Here is a 20,017-nt window from a genome sequence, read left to right on the forward strand (position 1 = left end):
GGCAGCAAAGCGAAAGCACTGCATCCCGGGCCTGACAACGACATGCGCGCTAGCAACCCTTCGCAACCGTTCGATCCGCGCCTCGTCAGCATTGAGAACTACGATTTCTTTTACGGCACCGCGCAGGTTCTTCACAACGTGACCTTCGAAATCCCGGAGCGGAACGTGACGGCGCTGATCGGACCGTCGGGATGCGGCAAGAGCACGCTGCTGCGAAATCTGAACCGGATGAACGACCTCATCGATGGGGTGCATCACAGGGGCGACATCAAGATTCGCGAGCAAAGCATTTATCATCCGCATCTCGAAGTCATTGCATTGCGCAAACGCATTGGCATGGTTTTCCAAAAGAGCAATCCGTTTCCCAAGACGATTTATGAAAATGTGGTTTACAGCCTTCGCGTGGCGGGGTTGAAGAACAAGGCCAGGCTCGACGAGGCGGTTGAGCGCAGCCTCAGCGCTGCGGCGTTGTGGGATGAAGCCAAGGACCGCCTGCACACCAGCGCGTTGGGCCTTTCAGGCGGGCAGCAGCAACGTCTTTGCATCGCACGGGCCATTGCCAATCAACCAGAAATCCTGCTGATGGACGAGCCTTGTTCCGCTCTGGATCCCATTGCAACGAGCCGCATCGAGGACCTGATCCTGCAATTGAAAAAGCAATTCACCATTGTGATCGTGACGCACAACATGCAGCAGGCGGCGCGCATAGCGGATCGCACCGCCTTCTTCTATCTCGGCAGGTTGATTGAATACGATGCCACTTCAAAAATCTTCACCAGTCCTGCGAACAAGCAGACCGAGGATTACGTGACGGGGCGATTCGGCTGAACGGGAGCGCATCATCATGGAGCATCTCATCGATATGGAACTCGACGCACTGAAGCAGGCCTTGCTGACAATGGCGAGCCACGCTGAAACCGCGGTGAATCGCGCCGTGCGCGCCCTGCAGGAGCGTGACCACGCTCTGGCCTCGCAAGTGAACGACGATGATGTCGTGATCGACCGTTATGAAATTGAGATCGACGAAAGGGCGATCCAGCTTCTGGCGAAAGCTCCGCTGGCAGGCGACCTGCGGTTCGTAACCGTGGCAATGAAGATCTCTCAGAATCTCGAACGCGTGGGCGACGAGGCAGCGAAGATTGCCAAGCGCGCTCGTGACCTGAGCGGCGAGGCGCCCGTGCGGGTCCAGATCGACGTGCAGCCAATGGCGGCGCTCGCCATTTCCATGTTGCGGGATGCTTTGGATGCATTCGTCCGGCGCGATGCTGCTGCAGCTCGGGAAATTCTGCCGCGCGATCGCGGCGTCAATTCGATGAACAAGCAGTTCAGCGCCGTCCTTGCGGATCACATGTCGAACCATTCAAGTGAAGTGAAGGGGTGCTTGAAGCTGATGGTGGTGGTTAAGAGCCTGGAACGCATTGCCGATCACGCCAAGAATGTGGCCGAGGAAGTTGTTTTCCTTTGTGAAGCGCAGGATATCCGTCATGCCAGCAAAGCACGCTTTTCCCAGGGAAGCACTCGCTAGGATTGTCATTGTAACCATTTTGTTACATGCGTTCGACCGCCCCATCATGTTATGCAATGGCTGTGAAATCGAAGATACTCGTCGTGGACGACGAACCCGAAGCGGTGGAACTCGTCGAGTTCAACCTGCAGCAGGCGGGGTTCAAGGTCATCACCGCGGCTGACGGCGCTGAGGCACTGGAAAAGATTCGCACCGAGCCTCCTGATTTGATCGTGCTGGATTTGATGATCCCTGAGATTGGCGGATTGGACGTCTGCAAGATCTTGCGGCGCCAGCCAGTCACGGCCAGCATTCCGATCATCATGCTGACGGCGCGGGCTGCGGAAGTGGACCGCGTGGTGGGCCTGGAACTAGGCGCCGACGACTACGTTACGAAACCGTTCAGTCCCCGCGAACTTGTCCTGCGGATTCGAAAGCTGTTGCAGCGCGGCAAGGAGGATTCGCAGGACGTAATACGGTTTGGATCGCTTGTCATCGACATTCCGAGGCATATGGTCAGCTGGCAGGGTGAATCACTGGACCTTACGGCGACCGAATTCAAGCTGCTGACGCTTCTCGCGCAGCGCCGCGGCCGGGTTCAGTCAAGGGACCAGTTATTGCGGGACGTGTGGGATTACAACAGCCTGGTCGATACACGCACAGTCGATACCCACATGCGGCGCCTTCGAGAAAAGCTCGGACCTGCCGCAAAACATCTCGATACCGTGAGAGGCGTGGGCTACCGCTTCATCGAAGCTCAATAAAGTGCTCTGGCCGGCCCTTGCCATCCTGTTCCTGGTTGTCGCTGTCACGCTCCATTTCCGGTGGCAGAACCGATTCAATCGAGCACAATCCGACGCGCGGCGGCAGATTCGTGAACTCGAAGATCGCCTGCACAGCGAAGTCCTCGATCGCGAGGCGCGGCAGCAACGCGTCTTCGACAGCATGGTGGAAGGATTGCTCGTTCTCGATCCGAATGACAGGATCGAGTTGGCAAACCGCGCCTTCATTCGGCTGTTCCAGATCGACACCGATGTGCGCGGAAAGACGGTCCTGGAAGTCTTGAGACGCCATGAACTGGCTGAGTTGTTGAAGCGCGCCGACAGCAACACGCCTGGGCAGGAGTATGAATTCACCCTGGAAGGTTCGGCTGAGCGCTGGCTTCACATCAATTCTGCGACATTGCAGGACAGCGAGGGCACTCGCCAGGGCGCGATCCTCGTCTTCCATGACCTGACCCGCGTCAAGCAACTGGAACGCACGCGCGAGGAATTTGTTGCGAATGTGAGCCACGAGCTGCGCACACCGCTTTCGTTGATCAAAGGCTATGTAGAAACGCTGCTGGACGGCGCGCGCGATGATCCGGAGCTTTCAACAAAATTTCTCCACACCATCCGCCGCAATTCCGAACGTCTGCAATTTCTTATCGAAGACCTGCTGACCATATCGGAATTGGAGTCCGGACGGATGGCAATGAACGTTCAACCGGTTTCACTGCGCGCAGTCATCGATAGAGTGATCGACGATCATCGATCAGAAATCGCAGCGCGCCGCACTGTTGTGGAAAACGAATCGCCAGAGATGATGATTGATGCGGATAGCGACCGGCTGCACCAGGTGCTTGGAAATTTGATCAGCAACGCTTTGAAGTACGGGAAGCCCGATGGCACGGTTCAAATTGGCGCGCAACAACAACAGGGCGGATGGGTGCACGTGTGGGTTCAGGATGATGGCCCCGGAATTCCATTGGATGCGTTGGGCCGCGTCTTCGAACGGTTCTACCGGGTTGACAAGGCAAGATCGCGTGAAACAGGCGGCACGGGATTGGGCCTATCGATTGTGAAACACATCGTTCAAAGCCATGGCGGCACGGTCTGGGCCGAGAGTGACCCTGGGAAAGGCGCGACGTTTCACTTTACAATTCCAGCGCACGTCGAAAATCCCTGAGCACCGGAACGGCCTATTTTCTTTCGCTCACCGCATCCATCGCGTGAACCAGCCCGTAACTGCGGTCGTTGACCTGCTTCATCGCATCCAGCAACGGCCTGTACGGCAAATAGCGATTACTCACGATCCCCTTATTGGAATCCACGTTTGAAGGGTCAACCCCGACCGCGTCGGGGTCGTTGTCGGTGTATTTGAACCAATCCCAACCGACACAAATTTTGGATTCGAGCAGGCTCAGGGTGAAGTTCTGGTAGAATCGGCCGCGGTCAGCTTGTGTTTTCACGGTCCATCCGGCGCCGCTCCGATTCGCAAGTCCCGAGTCCATGCCCTTGGCATACCATTCCGTGATCATGACGGGACGGCCGGATTCCCGATTCCACATTCCCATCAAGTTCGCGTCAGGTGTCCATGCCCAATAATAATTCACTGCGATCACGTCCAGGTAAGGAGCCGCAGCACGAAAGATTTCAGGATACGTCGTGGCACGGCCATTGATGCGCGACCCGAGAAAGAGATGGTTGGGGTCGTATTTCTTGATGGCCCGCGAAACGATTCTGAAATAGCGGTCTGCAACGAATCCCAGAAAATCCCTTTCATCCTGCTCCGCGATATCCGCCACCGTTGCGTCCTGCCCATGCCTCTCGCGCAACCATTTCAAAGCGGCCTGATGTCCGGGATCATTCTCGGGGAACTTGAGAAATCCCTTCAGCGACGTGCGCCAGAGTGGAAGCTCGTTGTCCGAAAAATGGCCCAACAGCCAAGGGTCGTCCTTCTGCGCCGAAAGCCGTTTTGCGTGTTCATCGCAGAAAGCCTCGAACCCGGGATCAAAGACAAAAATGCAATCGTTTGGATACCCCATGTGCCCGGATTTTTGGTAGATGCCACCGCGTTTGGTCCCATAGCCGCTCATGAAGTTCCATATCCGGGTGTAAACAAGGGGCGGACTCGCCTGGCGCAAACGTTCCGTGTCGGACCACGCACCGAGCCCGTTGAATCCGTTGGAACGCATCAACTGCGCCGTATGCTGCGCCCATTGCTTCTCATTGCCAAAAATTTTCCCGTGTGCTGCACGCGCGCCGGGGGTGTTCAGCTGGGATACCGCCGCGATTCCTTTGTGCAGAAATAAGAAACCTTCGGGATCCGCAAGCCACCAGCGCCCGGCGATGTTCGTGGCATAGAAAAAACCCGTCGCCTGAACCTGCCTGCCCTTCCATCCGCCGTATTGACTCAGGTTCGCATCGGCCGGCAACGCGGCGAGTTCGGGAAGATCCTCGAGCGTCCGCGTTGCGTAAGCCGTGTAAGGGCCGCGCGGCTCCCGCGCCACTTCGACTTCGCTGCCAACCATCGCAGCGGGGACGATCAAGCTGAGGCACACCGCAATCCCAGCCCATTGTTTTCGTTCCAATATATCCATTTGATGGCCGCATTTTACGGTGTGGAAACAGCCTCTCCACCCCACAAAACGATAGGGAGGAACAACGCGAGGCGATCAACCTGGCGGCAGGCGCGCGCTGGATTGCCGCAATTTATTAACGGCCTGGACGCGGCTTTGCACATGCAGCTTGCGGTAAATCTCATGCAAGTACCAGCACACCGTACTCAAAGTAATCGTGAGCCGATCGGCAATCTCCTTGTTGGCGTAGCCGTTGGCAACCAACTCAAGAATCTCCCGTTCCCGCGGCGCCAGTGCTTCGGTCTCGTCGCGTTCGGGCTTCGGTTCGTGAAATGCCGCGATCACCTTGCGCGCAATTTCACTCGTCATCGGCGCCCCGCCCCGATGCGCCTCAGCGATGGCATCAAGGATTTCGGCGGCAGTGGCCTGCTTCAAAAGGTAACCACCCGCCCCCGCCCGCAACGCTTTGAAGATATGTTCGGCATCGTTGTAAACCGTCAGGACGACGACACTGAGATCCGGAAGCTGCGACTTCAAACGAGCCGTCACTTCAGGTCCCGACGAGTCGGGCAGATTCAAGTCCATGAGCACCACGTCCGGTGGATTTCGGGGAATCGCTTCAACGGCTTCCGCTCCTGTCGTGTACTCGCCAATGCAGGTGACGTCAGGCCTGGATTCGATCACCTTGCGCAGGCTTTTCCGAAAACGCACGTCGTCTTCAACTATGGCCACTTTGATCATCATCATCAAACCTTCGGCAGCGGAAGGCTGAAGGTTACTGCAGTTCCGCGGCCCTCGTCACTTGTGATTTCACAGTGACCGCCGAGGCGATCCAGGCGTGCGCGCATTCCTGCAAGTCCGTCCTGGCCCGCCTTGTGTTCGAACTTGCCGGCACCGTGTCCATTGTCCTCGATGCGGATTTGCAGTTGTCCGTCCGTTGCAAGAAACCGGATTTGGACTTCCGTGGCGCCCGAATGCCGCAGCACATTGTTCAATGCCTCCTTGAACGCGTGGAAGAGTTCATGGCGCCGCTCTGAATTGAGTGCCCGGCCCGTCAAAGGCCCGCTGATCTCAAGCCGGCATCGAATGCCAGCGCGGCCAAGCAGTTTTTGCGCGTATGGAAAAAGATAATCCACCAGCGACTCCGGCGTGTCGTTCGCAGGATTGATGGCCCACACAATTTCATCCAGGGAGGCCGCCAGCGACCGCGCGCGGCTGGAAATCTCACTGACGTGTTCGCGATGGGTTGATGCAAGACTGCCCGCGCCGGCGAGGTCGCCGAGGAGCCCGATCTCCGTCAACCCGATGCCGAGGTCATCGTGCAGATCCCGCGCGATGCGGGTGCGTTCCATTTCGACTGCGCGCTGGTGCTCGACACGTTCGAGCTGGAGTCGATGCCGCCGCCGCAGCGCGAACACGACGAGTCCGCACGCGATTCCGAAGCTGGCGGTGGTGGCAGCCACTTTGAACCAAAGCGTTTCCCAGACAAAAGGTTCGAACACGACTGGCAGCGAATCACCAACCTTGTTCCAGATGCCGTCGTTGTTACAGGCGGTGACTTTGAAGCGATATCGACCCGGGGGCGGATGCGCGTAACTGACTGTCCGGCGGTTTCCTGCATCGATCCAATTTTCGTCGAGTCCTTCAAGCTGGTAGCGGAATTGAACGTTTTCCGGGGCAACAAAGCTCAAGGCGGTGAATTCAAATTGGACCTGCTGCTTGCCAGGGCCGATGCGCAGTTCGCGCCGGGCCGGCCGGTTGCGCAATTCCACCGGCGCGGAAGTGTCGGAACGAGGCAGAAGCTGGTAGGCCGCGACCACGCGTTCATCCGCCAGCACACGTTCCACCACGACTTCCGGCGGGCGATAGTTCAAGCGGATCCGATCGAGGCGAACCTCGGCCAATCCCGACAGCATGGTGAAAATCAATCGTTGATCGAACGTTTGAATTGCAGCCGGGGCATAATCAAAGCTCGCCTGCAAGCCTGGCATCCCTTCGCCACGCCCATAAATCATCGGCGTCAGCCGCGTCACAAGTCCGCGCGCCAGGTCATCAAAGTCGCTCTCGCGCACCTGAAAAATTCCCTGGTTCCCGGCGAACCAAAGACTATCCCGATCATCGTGCAGAATTTGGGAGACGTAATCGTTCGGCAAACCGTGTTCCGTGGTGAAACGTTGGAGTTGTCCCGCCCGCAGGCGTCCCACGCCGCCGCCAGCAAAACCCAGCCACAGGTCCCCTTTCGGTGTTGCATGCAATCCACGAATCGACAGACCGGTGGTCTTGGAGGTTTCATCCACCAGGTCCTCTCCCGTCACGCGAATCAGCAGGCCATCCGATGCGCCCGCCCAGAAATTACCTGCTGCATCCTCCGCCATGGCGCGAACAAACCGCCGGCCCGAAGGCAGCGCAAAAGCACGCAACTGGTTTTCCCGAAGCCGGTAAATGAAGTCCGAGGCGTCCGTCCCAATCCACAAATCACCATTCCGTGCAACCAGGAATGCCCGCAGCGATTTCTCCTGCAACTGCTCGCGCACATTCAAGTTGGTGAACTTCCCGTCCTTCCATCGAAACAATCGCCCTCCCCGCGTGCCGACCCAAACGTTCCCCGCTTCGCCGGAAGCCACGCACGTAGCGTAGGCTTCCGGCCCACTGACCGCGATTGTTTGAATCTGCCAGCCCCCATTCTCCTCACGGGCAATGACTCCGTTGTCACCGACGGCCCAGAGCGCTCCCGTCGAATCCTGACAAACTGATTGAACGGCGGCGAAAGGCAGGCCGGCGTTCTGGCCCGTGAGCGTCGTCAGCCTTTGCCGGACACGATGCAAGCCGCCGCGCGAGCCCACCCAAAGATTGCCCTCGCGGTCATCCGTAAGACTCAAAATTCCCGCATTCGGCACCTCCACGCGTGTGACCTGGTTTGTTTCGCATCGATACAATCCAGCGGAAACGGTACCCACCCAGACAGCACCCGCCCTGTCTTCAAAAAGCACTGCGGGTTCCATCCCTGAGCGATCCCGCCTTTCTGCAGGAAGGCGGCTCCACTCTGTCGGTGCATTCGTGCCGTCGCATTTGAACAGTTGAAGGCCGGAACAAACCCAGACGCCACCATCGCGCGCCGGAGCCACCCGCAAGGATGAGGCGGCAAACACATGGCGCGGCTCGAAATTGCCGTCGCGGAAAATCCCAACGCTATTTCCCTTGGCGAACCACAACGTTCCGCTGCGATCGGTCGCGAGCCAGACGATGCCACTGCCGCGCGGCAGTCCTTCCGCCTGCGTAAAGATTTCGGCCTGTTCTCCCACCGCAAGCCGCACAAGTTTCCCGGCGCTATGGGCAATCCAAACTCCCCCAGCGCCGTCCACAGCAAGCGACCGCTGGGCTTCGTTCTTCAACAATCCCTGCTCGGCACCAAACATGCGCATCCCTGTGCCTTCGAAGCAAAACAGCACTCCTCCCTCCTCCTTCGCGAGCCAGATGCGGCCGTTCCGATCGAGCATTAACACCCGCATGGTGCCTGCTATCAACGCTGGGACACCGGGTCGATCGACGCGCTGGAACCGCACTCCATCAAACCGCACCAGGCCGCTCTGGGTAGCCACCCAGAGGAATCCGTCAGGAGCCTGCACCACTCCAATGACGCGATTCTCCGGCAATCCATCATCCGCCTGCCAGGTTCTGATGGAAAAGGATTCATCAGCATCCGTCGCCGATAAGGCGCATGTAACAAACAGGATCTGCGCCCCCAGCAAAAGAAGCGCACGCCAAACGGACTGGCTGCATCGGCGCATCAGACTGGGCTGGTGAGGGAACATGCTGAATTTCTAGTCATGGCTGCGTATCATTGAGCGACAAGTTCGCCCTGGTTGCAACCCGCTTCGTCACATCGAACTCGCAGCCCTTGCGCATGCGGGATCGGCCGCCGGGGAGCCGACTTGCAGCTTAAGGCTCAATACTGGCTGACGAGGATATTCGGCGCTGGTTGTCCTGTGCGGTATGGCTTTCAGTTTTCGTTTCAGCGTGTGGTTTGAGAATCCGTGTCCGTCCGTTGTTAACCTTCCTCTTCAATTCGCGAAAATGAGTGAAATTCGCGTAAACCTGTTTTTCCCCTTCCCGCTTTGGTTGCTGCTCTGCCGCGCGGTTGCAGGGCCGGTTCCACTGTCCACGCTTCACCGTAACCAGTCATGGTTCGCCGCGTCTCAACCGTTACGCCCGTGTAATCATCGATGTCACCTCGTGAACTAATGCAGTCCTCCATCCACAAAAAGCCATGCACCATGCCACCGCGGCGCTCACCCGCCTCTCTCACTATTCGAGCGTGCTCGCCATTGCCATCTGCGCGTCTGCGCTCACCGTCTCTGCCCAACTCGCACCGGTGAAACCCGGAGTGTACCGCTGGTCCGATCACACCGTGCAGGCGGACAGCAACCGCGAGACGCGGGCCATCCTGGAGGGGACGTCGCCGCACCTGTCATTTCTGAAGATCCATGCCACAACGCAGCCGGTCGGCGCCCAACCCCGGCCCGCGCGGGCGAACGACGACGCCGAGGAGTTGATCATCGTGAAGGAAGGCTTGCTCAAGATGACGTTCGACAATCACAGCGAAGTCCTCGCGGCCGGCAGCGTTGTGCACCTGATGCCGGGGCAGATGCATCAGATCGCCAACGTCGGCGATGTTCCGCTCACTTACTACGTGATGAAATATCGATCCGAAAAACCGATGCAGCTGGAGCGCGCCACGGCGTCCGGCGCCTCGCGCATGTTCGATGTGACGAAGCTCCCTCTCAAACCGAGCGCGCGCGGCGCGGGCCGTGCGTATTTCGACCGGGCGACAGCCATGTGCGAACGATTTGAACTGCACGTTACACAATTGCATCAGAGCGGCCCCAGCCACGCGCCCCATTCCCACGTGGAATCTGAAATCATCCTGGTCATTTCTGGCGACACGGAGATGAGCATTGACGGTAAGGATTACAAGGGTTCAGCAGGAGACTTTTACCTGGTTCCCTCGAACCAACCCCACGGCCTTCGCAACCTTTCGGACAAACCCTGCGCCTACTTTGCCTTCAAGTGGAAGTGACGCCTTCGGTCCATCCGTGGTTAAAGCTCCTCTCTTCAATTCGTGAAAATTCGCGAGAATTCGCGTAAACCCGTTTCCCCCTTCCGTTTCGTCGCGGCTCTGCCCCGCTGTGTGGTTCGTGGTTGCATTCGGTTTTGCAGGGTCGTCGAGGGTCGTGGAAATATCAGCGCGCTCGGTTTCGCACGTTGCCGCGCCCGCGGCAGGCACACTCCGTTCCGCGAAAGCCGCGTGTACAAAACAAAAGCCGGACAACAGGTCCGGCTTTACACACGGCGCAATGAGAACTTAACGCCGACGCCCATAACCTTACGCGAACCTTGGAATCGCGCATGTCCCCAGTGCTGGGGACAAAGCATGAAAAAAATGGTCGCTGCAGTCGGTGCTCCGAACATGGGGATCACCGCCGATGGCACATTCACCGGAATCAGGCTAGTGTCCGCCCATGTTCATCATCGGAATTGGAACTGCCGCCCCGCCAAATCGCTACTCGCAGATGCAATGCTGGGAGGCGCTTCAGTCGTCCATCCAGTTTCATCAGCTTGCCCCGCGTTCCCGCGCGATCCTTCGAAAGGTGCTCACGAACAACAATGGCATTGCGACTCGCCACCTCGCCTTCGACAACCTTTCCGAAGCCTTCGATCTCACGCCCGACGCCCTCCACCAGCGCTTCATCAAGACCGCGCCCGCGATTGCGTCGCAGGCAGCCGAACGCGCCATGAAAGATGCGGCAACGGATCCGAAGGACATCGATGCGCTCCTGATCAGCACGTGCACGGGGTACCTCTGTCCCGGCCTTACCAGCTACGTCGGCGAGCGGCTCGGGCTGCGGCCCGATGTCTTCGGCCTCGATCTCGTTGGCCAAGGCTGCGGAGCTGCGCTGCCCAATTTTCGTTCAGCCGAGGCACTGCTCAAGTCAGGCCAGGCAAAGCGGGTCCTTTCCATCTGCGTGGAAGTCTGCAGCGCTGCGTTTTACCTGGATGACGACATCGGCGTGCTGATCAGCGCGTGTTTGTTTGGCGATGGCGCGGGCGCCGCGGTGCTGGCAAATGAACCTTCCACCAACCGCCGCGTGAAGTGGCGAACCAGCCGCTCGATGCTTCAACCCAACGACCGCGAGTTGCTCCGCTTCGAACAGCGCAATGGAATGTTGCGAAACATCCTCGCACCGCAAGTGCCGTCGATCGCAGCCGGGCACGTCGAAAATCTCTTCACCTCCACGCTGCGCGATCATGCGGTGTCGCCCTCGGAAGTTGCAGGCTGGGTGTTTCATCCAGGCGGACGCGATGTCCTGACCGCGGTCCGTGATAAACTGAATCTGTCCGCCGATGACGTTCGCTGGAGCGAAGCCGTGCTGCGCGACTTCGGAAACATCAGCAGTCCGTCTGTTTACTTCGTCCTGCAAAATGCGCTTCAAGACAGCGTTCCTGACGGGCTGTGGTGGATGAGCTCGTTCGGAGCGGGGTTTAGTTGTCATGGCGCGTTGCTTGAGGTTGGGTAAACTCCACTGCAATGAACCGAGTTGTTCAACCTGAGTTGCTCGACGTCCTGTCGCCGCAAGATCCCAAGGCCATCCGCTCGCGCGAGGACCTGCGCCGTCTGAATGCCGCCATGGGCCATGCGCGGCTGCTTGCCGACAGCCTCCAGGCGCAACTGGAAAAACCAAAAGCTGTCACGCTCGTGGAGTTGGGCGCCGGGGATGGCATCTGCCTTCTGCGCGTCGCACAACGGCTCGGGCGCCGCAACCCTGCTGCGCGCGTGGACGTCACGCTGGTTGACCTGCAGAACCTTCTGACCGCTGAAACAGAACGGGATTTTGAGCGCCTCAACTGGCACGTGCGCGCTGTCCAATCGGATGTCTTCGATTTCCTGCAACGCGACCGTGATCGCAGCAACCTGATGTTCGCCAATCTGTTCCTGCACCATTTCACCGACCTGCAACTCAAGGATCTTTTGCAACTGATCAGCGAACGGACGGATTTCTTTCTCGCCCTGGAAACGCGGCGTGCCCGATTCCCGCTGATTGCCGGCTGGATGGTCGGGTTGATCGGCTGCAATTCCGTCACGCGCCACGATGCGGTCGTCAGCGTCGAGGGGGGATTCGCCGCCAACGAACTGGGCCGTCTCTGGCCGCGCGGTCCCGGCTGGCAACTCGACGAACACTCTGCTGGATTGTTCAGCCATCGATTCGTCGCAAAACGGGGTGGATGATGCCGGGAGACGCGCCCATTACAATCATTGGGGGCGGACTCGCAGGACTCGCTCTCGGGATCGGATTGCGCCAGCACCAGGTCCCAGTGACCGTTCACGAAGCCGGCAGTTATCCACGCCACCGCGTTTGCGGGGAGTTCATCAACGGGAAAGGACTCCGTGTTCTTGAAAAGCTTGCCTTGCGTTCGCGCCTGGAACAAGCGGGCGCAATCATCGCGACGACGGTTCAATTCCGGAGCCAGAATGCCTCGTCACCCGTGCGGCAAATTCCTCCTGCCTTTTGCCTGTCGCGCTATCGCATGGACCACATCCTTGCCGAAACTTTTCAACAGCTCGGAGGCACGCTCCTGACAGGCCAGCGCGTTCCCCGCTCGCTTGCCGGCGGCGAGGTCCAGGCGTCGGGCCGTCGCGCGAGTCCCACCGCTGCAGGGTGGCGGTGGTTCGGGATCAAGGCGCACGCGCGGGGAATTCACCTGGATGCAGATCTCGAAATGCATCTCTCAACCCGCGGATACATCGGGGTGAATCGCATCGATGCGGATTTGGTCAACGTGTGCGGGCTCTTCCGTGTGCGTCCAGGTGAAAGCCCGTCGGGCGCCCGACTCGACCTGTTGCGTCAAATGGCAGGAGCGTCGCTGAGGGCCAAACTCGAGCACGCACAGTTTGATGAACAGTCATGGTGTTCGGTCGCAGGCCTTTGTTTCCAATCGCACGCGCGCCCCGCGGACGAGCAACTCTGTCTCGGCGACGCGATGACAATGATTCCGCCAGTCACAGGAAATGGGATGTCGATGGCGTTCGAAAGCGCGGAGATTGCCATCGCGCCCCTGACGGCCTACTCGCGCGGCCAGTGCTCCTGGACCGAGGCCCGGCGAACGATTCAACGTCAATGTGAGGCCGCATTCGTGACGAGATTGCGATGGGCGGCATTGCTTCAGGCGTTGATGTTTGCACCGCTGGTGCATTCCCGCCTGGGCGCGTTTCTGTTCAAGTCCGATTTTTTATGGAATACGATGCTTTCGAGAACTCGCTGATCGGCGGAATCATTTTCAAACTCGAAGGCGATTCCATTATTCTCGATGTCAATGAAACCGCTCGCTGAGTGCCGCCTTTACACATTCGTTGATACCAGCTGTTTGAACGGACGGAGTCCTGAATTGATTGCGCAACAATTGTGCGACGGCGGCGCCGACCTGATTCAACTGCGCGCCAAGGATGCTCCGCTGGATGATGTCCGCCGCATGGCGCAATCGATTCTTTCGATCACCCAGCGCAACGGCGTGGGCCTTGTGATCAACGATCATCCCGCTGTTGCAGTGGAACTGGGAGCGGAACTTTGCCATCTCGGCCAGGAGGATTTTTTCGATGCAGGGCGCACGCATGTTTCGGAACTGAAATCGGCGGGCGTGAATCTGCACATCGGCTTAAGCACGCATGAGCCCAGCCAGGCGAAACGCGCGATCGCTGCAGGGGCGGATTACATCGCCATCGGTCCCGTCTTTGCCACGCCCACCAAGCCGTATGCGACGGCTGTGACGCTCGATTACGTCGGCTGGGCGGCGGCCAATGTGACGATCCCCTGGTTCGCAATCGGAGGAATCAATCTTACGAATATAGACGCTGTGATTGCGGCAGGGGCCCGGCGCATCTGCGTCGTCTCCGCAATTTTAAACGCACCCGACGTTGCAGAAGCCTGCCGCGCCTTTCGCGAGCGCCTGTTCATCCGTGGTTAAACTTGGTCTGTAATTCGCGGCAATTAGCGTAAACGCCGTTTTGGTTCGATGTTGGCATTTCAGGCTTTAGCGTTTCACGCCTTCTGGCAGTGCGTGTTCATCTGTGTCCATTCGTGGTTCAATCCGAAATGCCTCACGCGGAGGTCGCAAAGGGCGCGAAGGAAAGAAAGGTTGAACAGGAGCACGCAGAGTCAGCAGAGATGGCAGAGAGAAGGCCGCGAAATTGGCGTAAGACAATTTTTGCCTTTTCGGAATCCGTACTGCTATCCCGCAACTTCTTGTTCTTTTGGCAACATTTTACGAGGCGCATGTTTATCCGTGGTTGGACGATCCGCTCAAACTCTTCGTCCTCTATCTCTGCGAGCTTCTGTTCAACGCCCCTGCAGCAAACGGCTTCACGCGAATCCCGCTAATTTCGCGGAGTGCTGCTAAAACGATTCATCGCATTCAGCCTTCGCATGCGCGGGGTTTCGTGTGGTTCGTGTGGTTCGTGGTTAAAATCGGATACGCCGAAACCTTGAACAGGAGCACGCAGAGATGACAGAGAAAAGGCAGACGACGCTGTTTCCGAATCCGTGTTTCTCCGTGTCCATCCGTGGTTAAGTTCCTCTCTTCAATTTCGTGAAATTCGCGTAGACCCGTTTTCCCATTCCGGCCGTTTTGGTTGCGGCTCTGGCGCGCTGTGTCCATCCGTGGTCAAAGGCTTTGGTTCTGTACGCGGTGCGCCGAAGTTTTTCGGCTTTCCGCGTTCACCGGCTCCCTTTATGTTGCGCGCCATCCGTTTGAACCCTGAACTGCCAATCTGTTGTTGAACACTGCATGAGCGTTTTAATTGTCGGCTCCACCGCCCTGGATTCCATCAAAACTCCCAAAGCGGAAAACCCGCGCCTGCTCGGCGGCTCAGCCAGTCACGCCGCGGTCGCCGCGAGCTTCTTCAGCCCGGTCAAACTCGTAGGCGTCGTCGGCAAGGATTTTCCAAAGCGCTACATCGACCTCTACCGCCGCCACAAGATTGACATCGAAGGCCTGCAAATCCTGGAGGGAAATACGTTTCACTGGTCGGGCGAATACGAAGTGAACATGAACAATCGGCGCACCCTGCTCACCGAGCTCGGCGTGTTTGAAACGTTCACCCCGACGCTGCCGAAGTCCTACCAGAAATCGGAATTCGTGCTGCTGGCCAACATCGCCCCCGCACTGCAATCGCACGTGCTCACGCAGATGGAAAAACCCAGGTTCGTGGCCGCCGATACCATGGACCTCTGGCTCAACATCGCAATGCCGGACCTGCTCAAGCTGCTGAAGAAGGTCGATGGTTTCGTGCTGAACGATAGCGAAGCGCATCAGCTCACGAAGGAAGACAACGTGTTCGGGGCCATCCGCAAAATTCACAAGCTCGGGCCGAAATACGTCATCATCAAGAAAGGCTCGCACGGTTCCGTGTTGTCGAGCCCGCGCGGCTTTTTCATCTGCCCCGCTTACCCGCTTCAGAAAGTGGTGGATCCCACGGGCGCCGGCGATTCGTTTGTCGGAGGCATGATGGGATACCTCGCAACTGCAAAGGGATCGATCGACGACAACATCCGCCGAGGCATGGTGTTCGGCAGTGTCACGGCATCGTTCTGCTGCGAAGGTTTCGGGCTCACGAAAACGACGCACGTCACTCGCGCACAGATCAATCAGCGCGTGAAGGAACTCGAGAAGCTCGTGAAGTTCTGAAAGGCCGCGCGGCAGCCGTGGCGGAACGGTGGCCTAGATCTGGAAATCCAATCCAGTGGTCTTTTCGGCCTTGTTCAACACCCGCATGTCCAGTCCGTCGTAGATGACGAGGGAATTGGGGGCGACACTGTTCATGATGAACACGTTTCCGCCGATCGTGCTGCGCGCCCCGATGACGGTTTCGCCGCCGAGGATCGTTGCGCCAGGGTAAATTGTCACGTGATCCTCAATGGTCGGGTGCCGCTTCGCGCCGCGAAGCTGCTGCCCTCCAGCCGTGCTTCGCGCCCCAAGCGTCACGCCGTGATACATCTTCACATGGTTGCCAATCACGGCGGTCTCTCCCACGACCGTTCCCGTCCCGTGATCGACGAAGAAGTGCGTGCCAATCTTCGCGCCCGGATGAATATCCATTCCAGTCCGCGCGTGGGCCCATTCCGTCATGATGCGCGGGATCAACGGAATGTTCTTGCGATACAACTCGTGCGCGAGCCGCTGCACGGCAATCGCTTCAATGAAGGGATAGGCCACGATGATCTCCTCTCGGCTCAACGCGGCGGGATCGCCGTTGAACGCAGCCTCCGTGTCGGTCTGCAGCAACTCGCGAATTGCGGGAAGGCTTCCGAGGAATTCCATGGTGAGCTGGTGAGCATGCTGGCGGAGATGCGTCCGCGGGGCATCCGGCGGCGGGCTGTATTCCAGGCTTTTGTAGACTTCGTCCTCGAGCGCGCCAAGCACGGTGTCCAGCAACGCTGCGGTTTCCACCTTGATCTCTGACGAATGAATCAGTTTCTCATCGAAGAATCCCGGGAACAGCAGGCGGAGCAGGTCAATGGTGAGAACGGTGATCGTCCGCTTAGACGGGAGGTTTTTGCCGTCGAGATGGTTAATGCCGCCGGACTTGGCGTAGGAGGCGATGAGGCGATCTGTCAACTGTGTGACCGTAGGCTGCACGGGCGCAGTATTCCGCAAGCCGGTTCAAAGTTCAAAGGGCAAAGTGCGTTCTGCGAGCGAACTGCGAGGCTAAAGGACTGCGGGACTACGGGACTACGGGACTACGGGACTACGGGACTACGGGACTCGACGTCTCGAGCAGCTGAACGCGCTGGGTCTTTCGTCGCCATATTCCCTGTGAGTGGCCAAACAAAATAACCTCACGCGGAGGCCGCGAAGCGCGCGAAGGAGCCGGCTTTGAACGGGAGGGCAGGCTTCAGCCTGCTTCAGCGTGACCCACGCGGCCGTAGTGGAACTTTCAGTTATCAGCGTTTGGTTTGACAATCCGGGTCCATCCGGGGTCAGATTTCATTTCCAATGGCAGCGCCCTATTTCGTGTGATTCGTGGTTACTTGTCTTTCCCCCTTCCAATTAGCGAAAATTCTCGTCATTCGCGTAAACGGCGTTTCGTCTTTTCTGATCCGTGTTCATCCACGATCCAAGAAAACACATCGAACAGGAGCACGCAGAAATAACGGAGAGGGGAGCGTGGACGGTTGAAAGTTGAAGGTTTGCGGGTCCGCGGTCCATTGCTATTTGTTTCTTTAGCCCCTTGGTCTTTTAGTCTTTTAGTCTTTTAGTCTTTTAGTCCTTTGGTCCTTCAGTCCTTCAGTCCTTTAGTCCCTCCCCGGTCTGCATGCGTGGCAAGCCTCAGCGGCCCATCGCCTCACTTCCGAATAACGCTATCCCGCTGCGACCAGTCTGGCAGGGCTTCGGGATGATCCAGGTTGTAGTTCAATCCCCTGCTCTCTGGACGCCCCAGTGCACAGCGAACGATCAATTCAGCCACCGTCGCAATATTGCGCAGCTCCAACAGGTCGGCCGTGACAATGAAGTCCCAATAGTATTCCTGGATTTCCTCCTGAAGATTGGCGATCCGCTTCAGCGCGCGCTGAAGCCGCTTGTTGGTCCTGACGATTCCAACGTAATCCCACATGCAGCGGCGAATCTCGTCCCAGTTATGCGCCACGACAACGAGCTCGTCAGGATTGTTCGCCTTGCCGGAATGCCAGTCAGGAATCTCCAATCCATTCGCCGGGTGTTCGTGGCCAATGACTTTTCTCGATGCCCGATGCGCGCAGACCAGCGCTTCCAGCAATGAATTGCTTGCCAGCCGATTCGCGCCATGCAAGCCGGTGCAGGCTGCTTCGCCGACAGCATACAGGCCCGCGATTTCGGTCTCGCCATCCACATTCGTCTGAACGCCACCGCATTGGTAATGCGCCGCAGGAACGACCGGAATGGGCTCCTTGGTGATATCAATCCCATAACGCAAACACGTTTCGTAAATGTTCGGAAAACGCTCGATGATGAACTTTGCAGGCTTGTGCGTGATGTCGAGATGCACGCAATCCGCGCCGCTCTTTTTCATTTCACTGTCGATGGCGCGGGCCACCACGTCGCGGGGAGCGAGCGATTTGAGCGGATGGTACGCGTCCATGAATTCGCGGCCGTCGAGAGTCCTGAGAATGCCACCTTCGCCGCGCACCGCTTCACTGATGAGAAACGACTTCGCGGCAGGATGATAAAGGCAGGTGGGATGAAACTGAACGAACTCCATGTTCGCGATTGCAGCGCCAGCCCGGTAAGCCATGGCGACACCGTCGCCCGTGGCGATATCGGGATTCGTCGTATAAAGATACACCTTCCCGCAGCCGCCCGTTGCCAGCAGCGTCACGGGCGCGGCGAACGTCTCCACGCGTCCGGCCGCCTTGCTAAGGACGTAAACACCCACGCAACGGTTTTCGCCGAGATAGCCAAGTTTCTGGCTCGTGATGAGATCGATGGCGAGGTGATTTTCGAAGATGGTGATGTTGGGTTGCGCGGCGATGGCCGCGAGCAGCGCGCGCTCGATTTCACGGCCTGTTACATCCTTCGCGTGAAGAATCCGGCGGCGGGAATGTCCTCCTTCGCGCCCGAGATCCAGCTCGCGCCCGCCTGGCGAATCCGCAGCTTCGCGTTCGCTGAACTTCATTCCCAGCTCGATGAGTTCCTGGATGCAAGCAGGCCCTTCCTCGACGATCGTTCGAACCACATCTTCATGACACAATCCCGCGCCCGCTTCCAATGTGTCGCGCACGTGCATCTCGAAGGAATCCTCCTTGCTCGTCACGGCCGCGATGCCGCCTTGCGCGTAATTGGTATTCGACTCCGCTTTGTTCTTTTTGGTGATGATTCCGACCCGTCCGTGCGGCGCGACTTTAAGGGCGAACGACAGCCCGGCAATGCCACTGCCCAGAACGAGGAAATCGAAGTGCTTCATGAGGCGCCAAAGTTCAAACTTCGATGTTCAAAGATCAAGGACGCTCTTGAAGGTCATAGCAGCGCGTTGTCAATCAGCCGTGTCTTGCCGATGAAAACCGCCAGCGCCATCTGCACGCCCCTGCCCACCTGTTTCACGGGCAGCAGCGTTTTGGGATCGAAAAACTCGATGTAATCCACCCGCGCTGCGGGTTCTGCCTGGATCAGCTGGCACAACTGCGCCTGCAATCGGTCCGCGGTGATTCGCTGCCCCCTGGCAACGCTGACGCGGGCCTTCTCGATGCAACGCCAAAGGACCAGGGCCTGGGTTCGCAGTTCCCCTTCCAGGTATTTGTTGCGCGAACTCATTGCGAGCCCGTCGGCTTCGCGCAGAGTCGGCGCGACAATGACTTTCACGGGGAAGTTCAAGTCGGCCGTCATGCGCCGGATAATTGCCGCCTGCTGAAAATCCTTTGCGCCAAACACGGCGGCGTCGGGCACAACGATGTTAAACAGCTTTGCCACAATCGTTGTCACCCCGCGAAAATGGGCTGGCCGCGATGCGCCTTCCATTCGTTTTGACAAGGATTCCTCCACCACATAGGTGCTGTACAATCCGTCGGCGCGGCCTGGATACATGGCGTCGTCGGTTGGCGTGAACACCACATCGACTCCAGCATCGCGACAGAGATTGCGATCGCGTTGCAGGTCGCGCGGGTAGCGGGAAAAATCCTCGTTCGGTCCAAATTGTGTCGGATTGACGTAAATGCTGATTACCACTTTGCCATCGTCGCCCACGAGCCGCCGCGCGCGCTGCACGAGGCTGATGTGTCCCGCATGCAGGTAACCCATTGTGGGAACAAACCCGATGCTGATCCGTTGCCCGCGCCAAGCCAGGGCGCGGAGTTGCATGGCACGAACGCTCGAAATTGTCTGCATGATTCCGAACAGTGCGGAAGGCGGTGCTGGGTGGCAATTGGAAATGCATGTCCCACTCCACCGGGGATGGACTAACCGTCTGTAAAATCCTGGTGATCTGTAATAACCAACTGACCCTCTCGCCCGGTCAAGTCCTGATCTAAATTTGTCACTTCGCGCGGAGCGGAAGTGACCTGATTATCTTGTCCGCGAAGCGGCTCGACGGGGTGGTCGGCGAGTGGGGTAGCGCCGATCGGAGCCGGACCTCGAACGCTCGTTCGCGGCTC

The 20,017-nt window shown here is 58.3% G+C and carries 16 protein-coding genes; 10 read left to right on the top strand and 6 right to left on the bottom strand.

The annotated features are described in order from the left end of the window. The first annotated feature begins 42 nt into the window (after positions 1-42). The 4 genes from pstB to VEH04_16440 are packed head-to-tail and all read left to right on the top strand — an operon-like array spanning position 43 to position 3,451. Positions 43-828, top strand: a complete 786-nt coding sequence (gene pstB, locus VEH04_16425; GenBank protein HYG24364.1) for a phosphate ABC transporter ATP-binding protein PstB — start codon at positions 43-45, stop codon at positions 826-828. A 16-nt stretch (positions 829-844) separates the two neighbouring features. Next, on the top strand, positions 845-1,525 hold the full coding sequence (gene phoU, locus VEH04_16430) for a phosphate signaling complex protein PhoU (GenBank protein ID HYG24365.1): 681 nt from the start codon (positions 845-847) through the stop codon (positions 1,523-1,525). Between the two features lie 56 nt (positions 1,526-1,581). Further along, positions 1,582-2,268 (top strand): response regulator transcription factor, encoded by a 687-nt coding sequence (locus tag VEH04_16435; protein HYG24366.1) that lies wholly within the window; start codon positions 1,582-1,584, stop codon positions 2,266-2,268. 1 nt (position 2,269) lies between these two features. After that, positions 2,270-3,451, top strand: a complete 1,182-nt coding sequence (locus VEH04_16440) for an ATP-binding protein (protein ID HYG24367.1) — start codon at positions 2,270-2,272, stop codon at positions 3,449-3,451. Positions 3,452-3,464: 13 nt separating this feature from the next. On the opposite strand, the gene VEH04_16445 is transcribed toward VEH04_16440, so the two are convergent. The 3 genes from VEH04_16445 to VEH04_16455 all read right to left on the bottom strand — a co-directional run bounded on the left by VEH04_16445 (position 3,465) and on the right by VEH04_16455 (position 8,656). Beyond that, positions 3,465-4,865 (bottom strand): hypothetical protein, encoded by a 1,401-nt coding sequence (locus VEH04_16445; GenBank protein HYG24368.1) that lies wholly within the window; start codon positions 4,863-4,865, stop codon positions 3,465-3,467. Between the two features lie 75 nt (positions 4,866-4,940). Continuing rightward, positions 4,941-5,591 carry a response regulator transcription factor gene (locus VEH04_16450; protein HYG24369.1) on the bottom strand — a complete coding sequence of 217 codons (651 nt, stop codon included), beginning with the start codon at positions 5,589-5,591 and terminating at the stop codon, positions 4,941-4,943. Further along, positions 5,591-8,656 carry a triple tyrosine motif-containing protein gene (locus tag VEH04_16455; protein HYG24370.1) on the bottom strand — a complete coding sequence of 1,022 codons (3,066 nt, stop codon included), beginning with the start codon at positions 8,654-8,656 and terminating at the stop codon, positions 5,591-5,593. The genes VEH04_16450 and VEH04_16455 overlap by 1 nt, the downstream gene beginning before the upstream one ends. Before the next feature lie 455 nt (positions 8,657-9,111). On the opposite strand from VEH04_16455, the gene VEH04_16460 reads away from it, so the two are divergent. The 6 genes from VEH04_16460 (at position 9,112) to VEH04_16485 (ending at position 15,581) form a co-directional block, all read left to right on the top strand. Then, positions 9,112-9,921, top strand: coding sequence for a cupin domain-containing protein (locus VEH04_16460; protein HYG24371.1), 810 nt, complete (start codon positions 9,112-9,114; stop codon positions 9,919-9,921). A 442-nt stretch (positions 9,922-10,363) separates the two neighbouring features. Next, positions 10,364-11,419, top strand: coding sequence for a 3-oxoacyl-[acyl-carrier-protein] synthase III C-terminal domain-containing protein (locus tag VEH04_16465; protein ID HYG24372.1), 1,056 nt, complete (start codon positions 10,364-10,366; stop codon positions 11,417-11,419). Between the two features lie 11 nt (positions 11,420-11,430). Further along, positions 11,431-12,129 carry a methyltransferase domain-containing protein gene (locus tag VEH04_16470; GenBank protein HYG24373.1) on the top strand — a complete coding sequence of 233 codons (699 nt, stop codon included), beginning with the start codon at positions 11,431-11,433 and terminating at the stop codon, positions 12,127-12,129. After that, positions 12,126-13,163 (top strand): hypothetical protein, encoded by a 1,038-nt coding sequence (locus tag VEH04_16475; GenBank protein ID HYG24374.1) that lies wholly within the window; start codon positions 12,126-12,128, stop codon positions 13,161-13,163. The genes VEH04_16470 and VEH04_16475 overlap by 4 nt, the downstream gene beginning before the upstream one ends. A gap of 51 nt (positions 13,164-13,214) precedes the next feature. After that, a complete protein-coding gene (gene thiE / locus VEH04_16480; GenBank protein ID HYG24375.1) occupies positions 13,215-13,862 on the top strand; it encodes a thiamine phosphate synthase in 648 nt (215 codons plus the stop codon). A gap of 819 nt (positions 13,863-14,681) precedes the next feature. Further along, the gene (locus VEH04_16485) at positions 14,682-15,581 is read left to right on the top strand and encodes a PfkB family carbohydrate kinase (protein ID HYG24376.1); all 900 of its coding nucleotides are present in this window, start codon (positions 14,682-14,684) and stop codon (positions 15,579-15,581) included. Positions 15,582-15,614: 33 nt separating this feature from the next. Here the strand turns inward: VEH04_16485 and epsC are convergent, their stop codons facing one another. From epsC to panC, 3 genes are all read right to left on the bottom strand, one after another. After that, positions 15,615-16,532 (bottom strand): serine O-acetyltransferase EpsC, encoded by a 918-nt coding sequence (gene epsC / locus VEH04_16490; GenBank protein ID HYG24377.1) that lies wholly within the window; start codon positions 16,530-16,532, stop codon positions 15,615-15,617. Between the two features lie 706 nt (positions 16,533-17,238). Further along, positions 17,239-18,834: an L-aspartate oxidase gene (nadB, locus tag VEH04_16495; GenBank protein ID HYG24378.1), complete on the bottom strand. Its 1,596-nt coding sequence runs from the start codon at positions 18,832-18,834 to the stop codon at positions 17,239-17,241. Between the two features lie 53 nt (positions 18,835-18,887). Then, entirely contained in the window at positions 18,888-19,751 is an 864-nt protein-coding gene (panC, locus tag VEH04_16500) for a pantoate--beta-alanine ligase (GenBank protein HYG24379.1), read from the bottom strand. Positions 19,752-20,017 lie beyond the last annotated feature (266 nt).

This window comes from Verrucomicrobiia bacterium, from assembly GCA_035629175.1.
Taxonomy (GTDB): domain Bacteria; phylum Verrucomicrobiota; class Verrucomicrobiia; order Limisphaerales; family DASXHY01; genus DASXHY01.

Bases quoted from the DNA above. Each gene is read 5' to 3' on its own strand.
- pstB (HYG24364.1), top strand. From the start codon at position 43: ATGCGCGCTAGCAACCCTTCGCAACCGTTCGATCCGCGCCTCGTCAGC.
- phoU (HYG24365.1), top strand. From the start codon at position 845: ATGGAGCATCTCATCGATATGGAACTCGACGCACTGAAGCAGGCCTTG.
- VEH04_16435 (HYG24366.1), top strand. From the start codon at position 1,582: ATGGCTGTGAAATCGAAGATACTCGTCGTGGACGACGAACCCGAAGCG.
- VEH04_16445 (HYG24368.1), bottom strand. From the start codon at position 4,865: ATGGATATATTGGAACGAAAACAATGGGCTGGGATTGCGGTGTGCCTC.
- VEH04_16450 (HYG24369.1), bottom strand. From the start codon at position 5,591: ATGATGATGATCAAAGTGGCCATAGTTGAAGACGACGTGCGTTTTCGG.
- VEH04_16455 (HYG24370.1), bottom strand. From the start codon at position 8,656: ATGTTCCCTCACCAGCCCAGTCTGATGCGCCGATGCAGCCAGTCCGTT.
- VEH04_16460 (HYG24371.1), top strand. From the start codon at position 9,112: ATGCACCATGCCACCGCGGCGCTCACCCGCCTCTCTCACTATTCGAGC.
- VEH04_16465 (HYG24372.1), top strand. From the start codon at position 10,364: ATGTTCATCATCGGAATTGGAACTGCCGCCCCGCCAAATCGCTACTCG.
- VEH04_16470 (HYG24373.1), top strand. From the start codon at position 11,431: ATGAACCGAGTTGTTCAACCTGAGTTGCTCGACGTCCTGTCGCCGCAA.
- VEH04_16475 (HYG24374.1), top strand. From the start codon at position 12,126: ATGATGCCGGGAGACGCGCCCATTACAATCATTGGGGGCGGACTCGCA.
- thiE (HYG24375.1), top strand. From the start codon at position 13,215: ATGAAACCGCTCGCTGAGTGCCGCCTTTACACATTCGTTGATACCAGC.
- VEH04_16485 (HYG24376.1), top strand. From the start codon at position 14,682: ATGAGCGTTTTAATTGTCGGCTCCACCGCCCTGGATTCCATCAAAACT.
- nadB (HYG24378.1), bottom strand. From the start codon at position 18,834: ATGAAGCACTTCGATTTCCTCGTTCTGGGCAGTGGCATTGCCGGGCTG.
- panC (HYG24379.1), bottom strand. From the start codon at position 19,751: ATGCAGACAATTTCGAGCGTTCGTGCCATGCAACTCCGCGCCCTGGCT.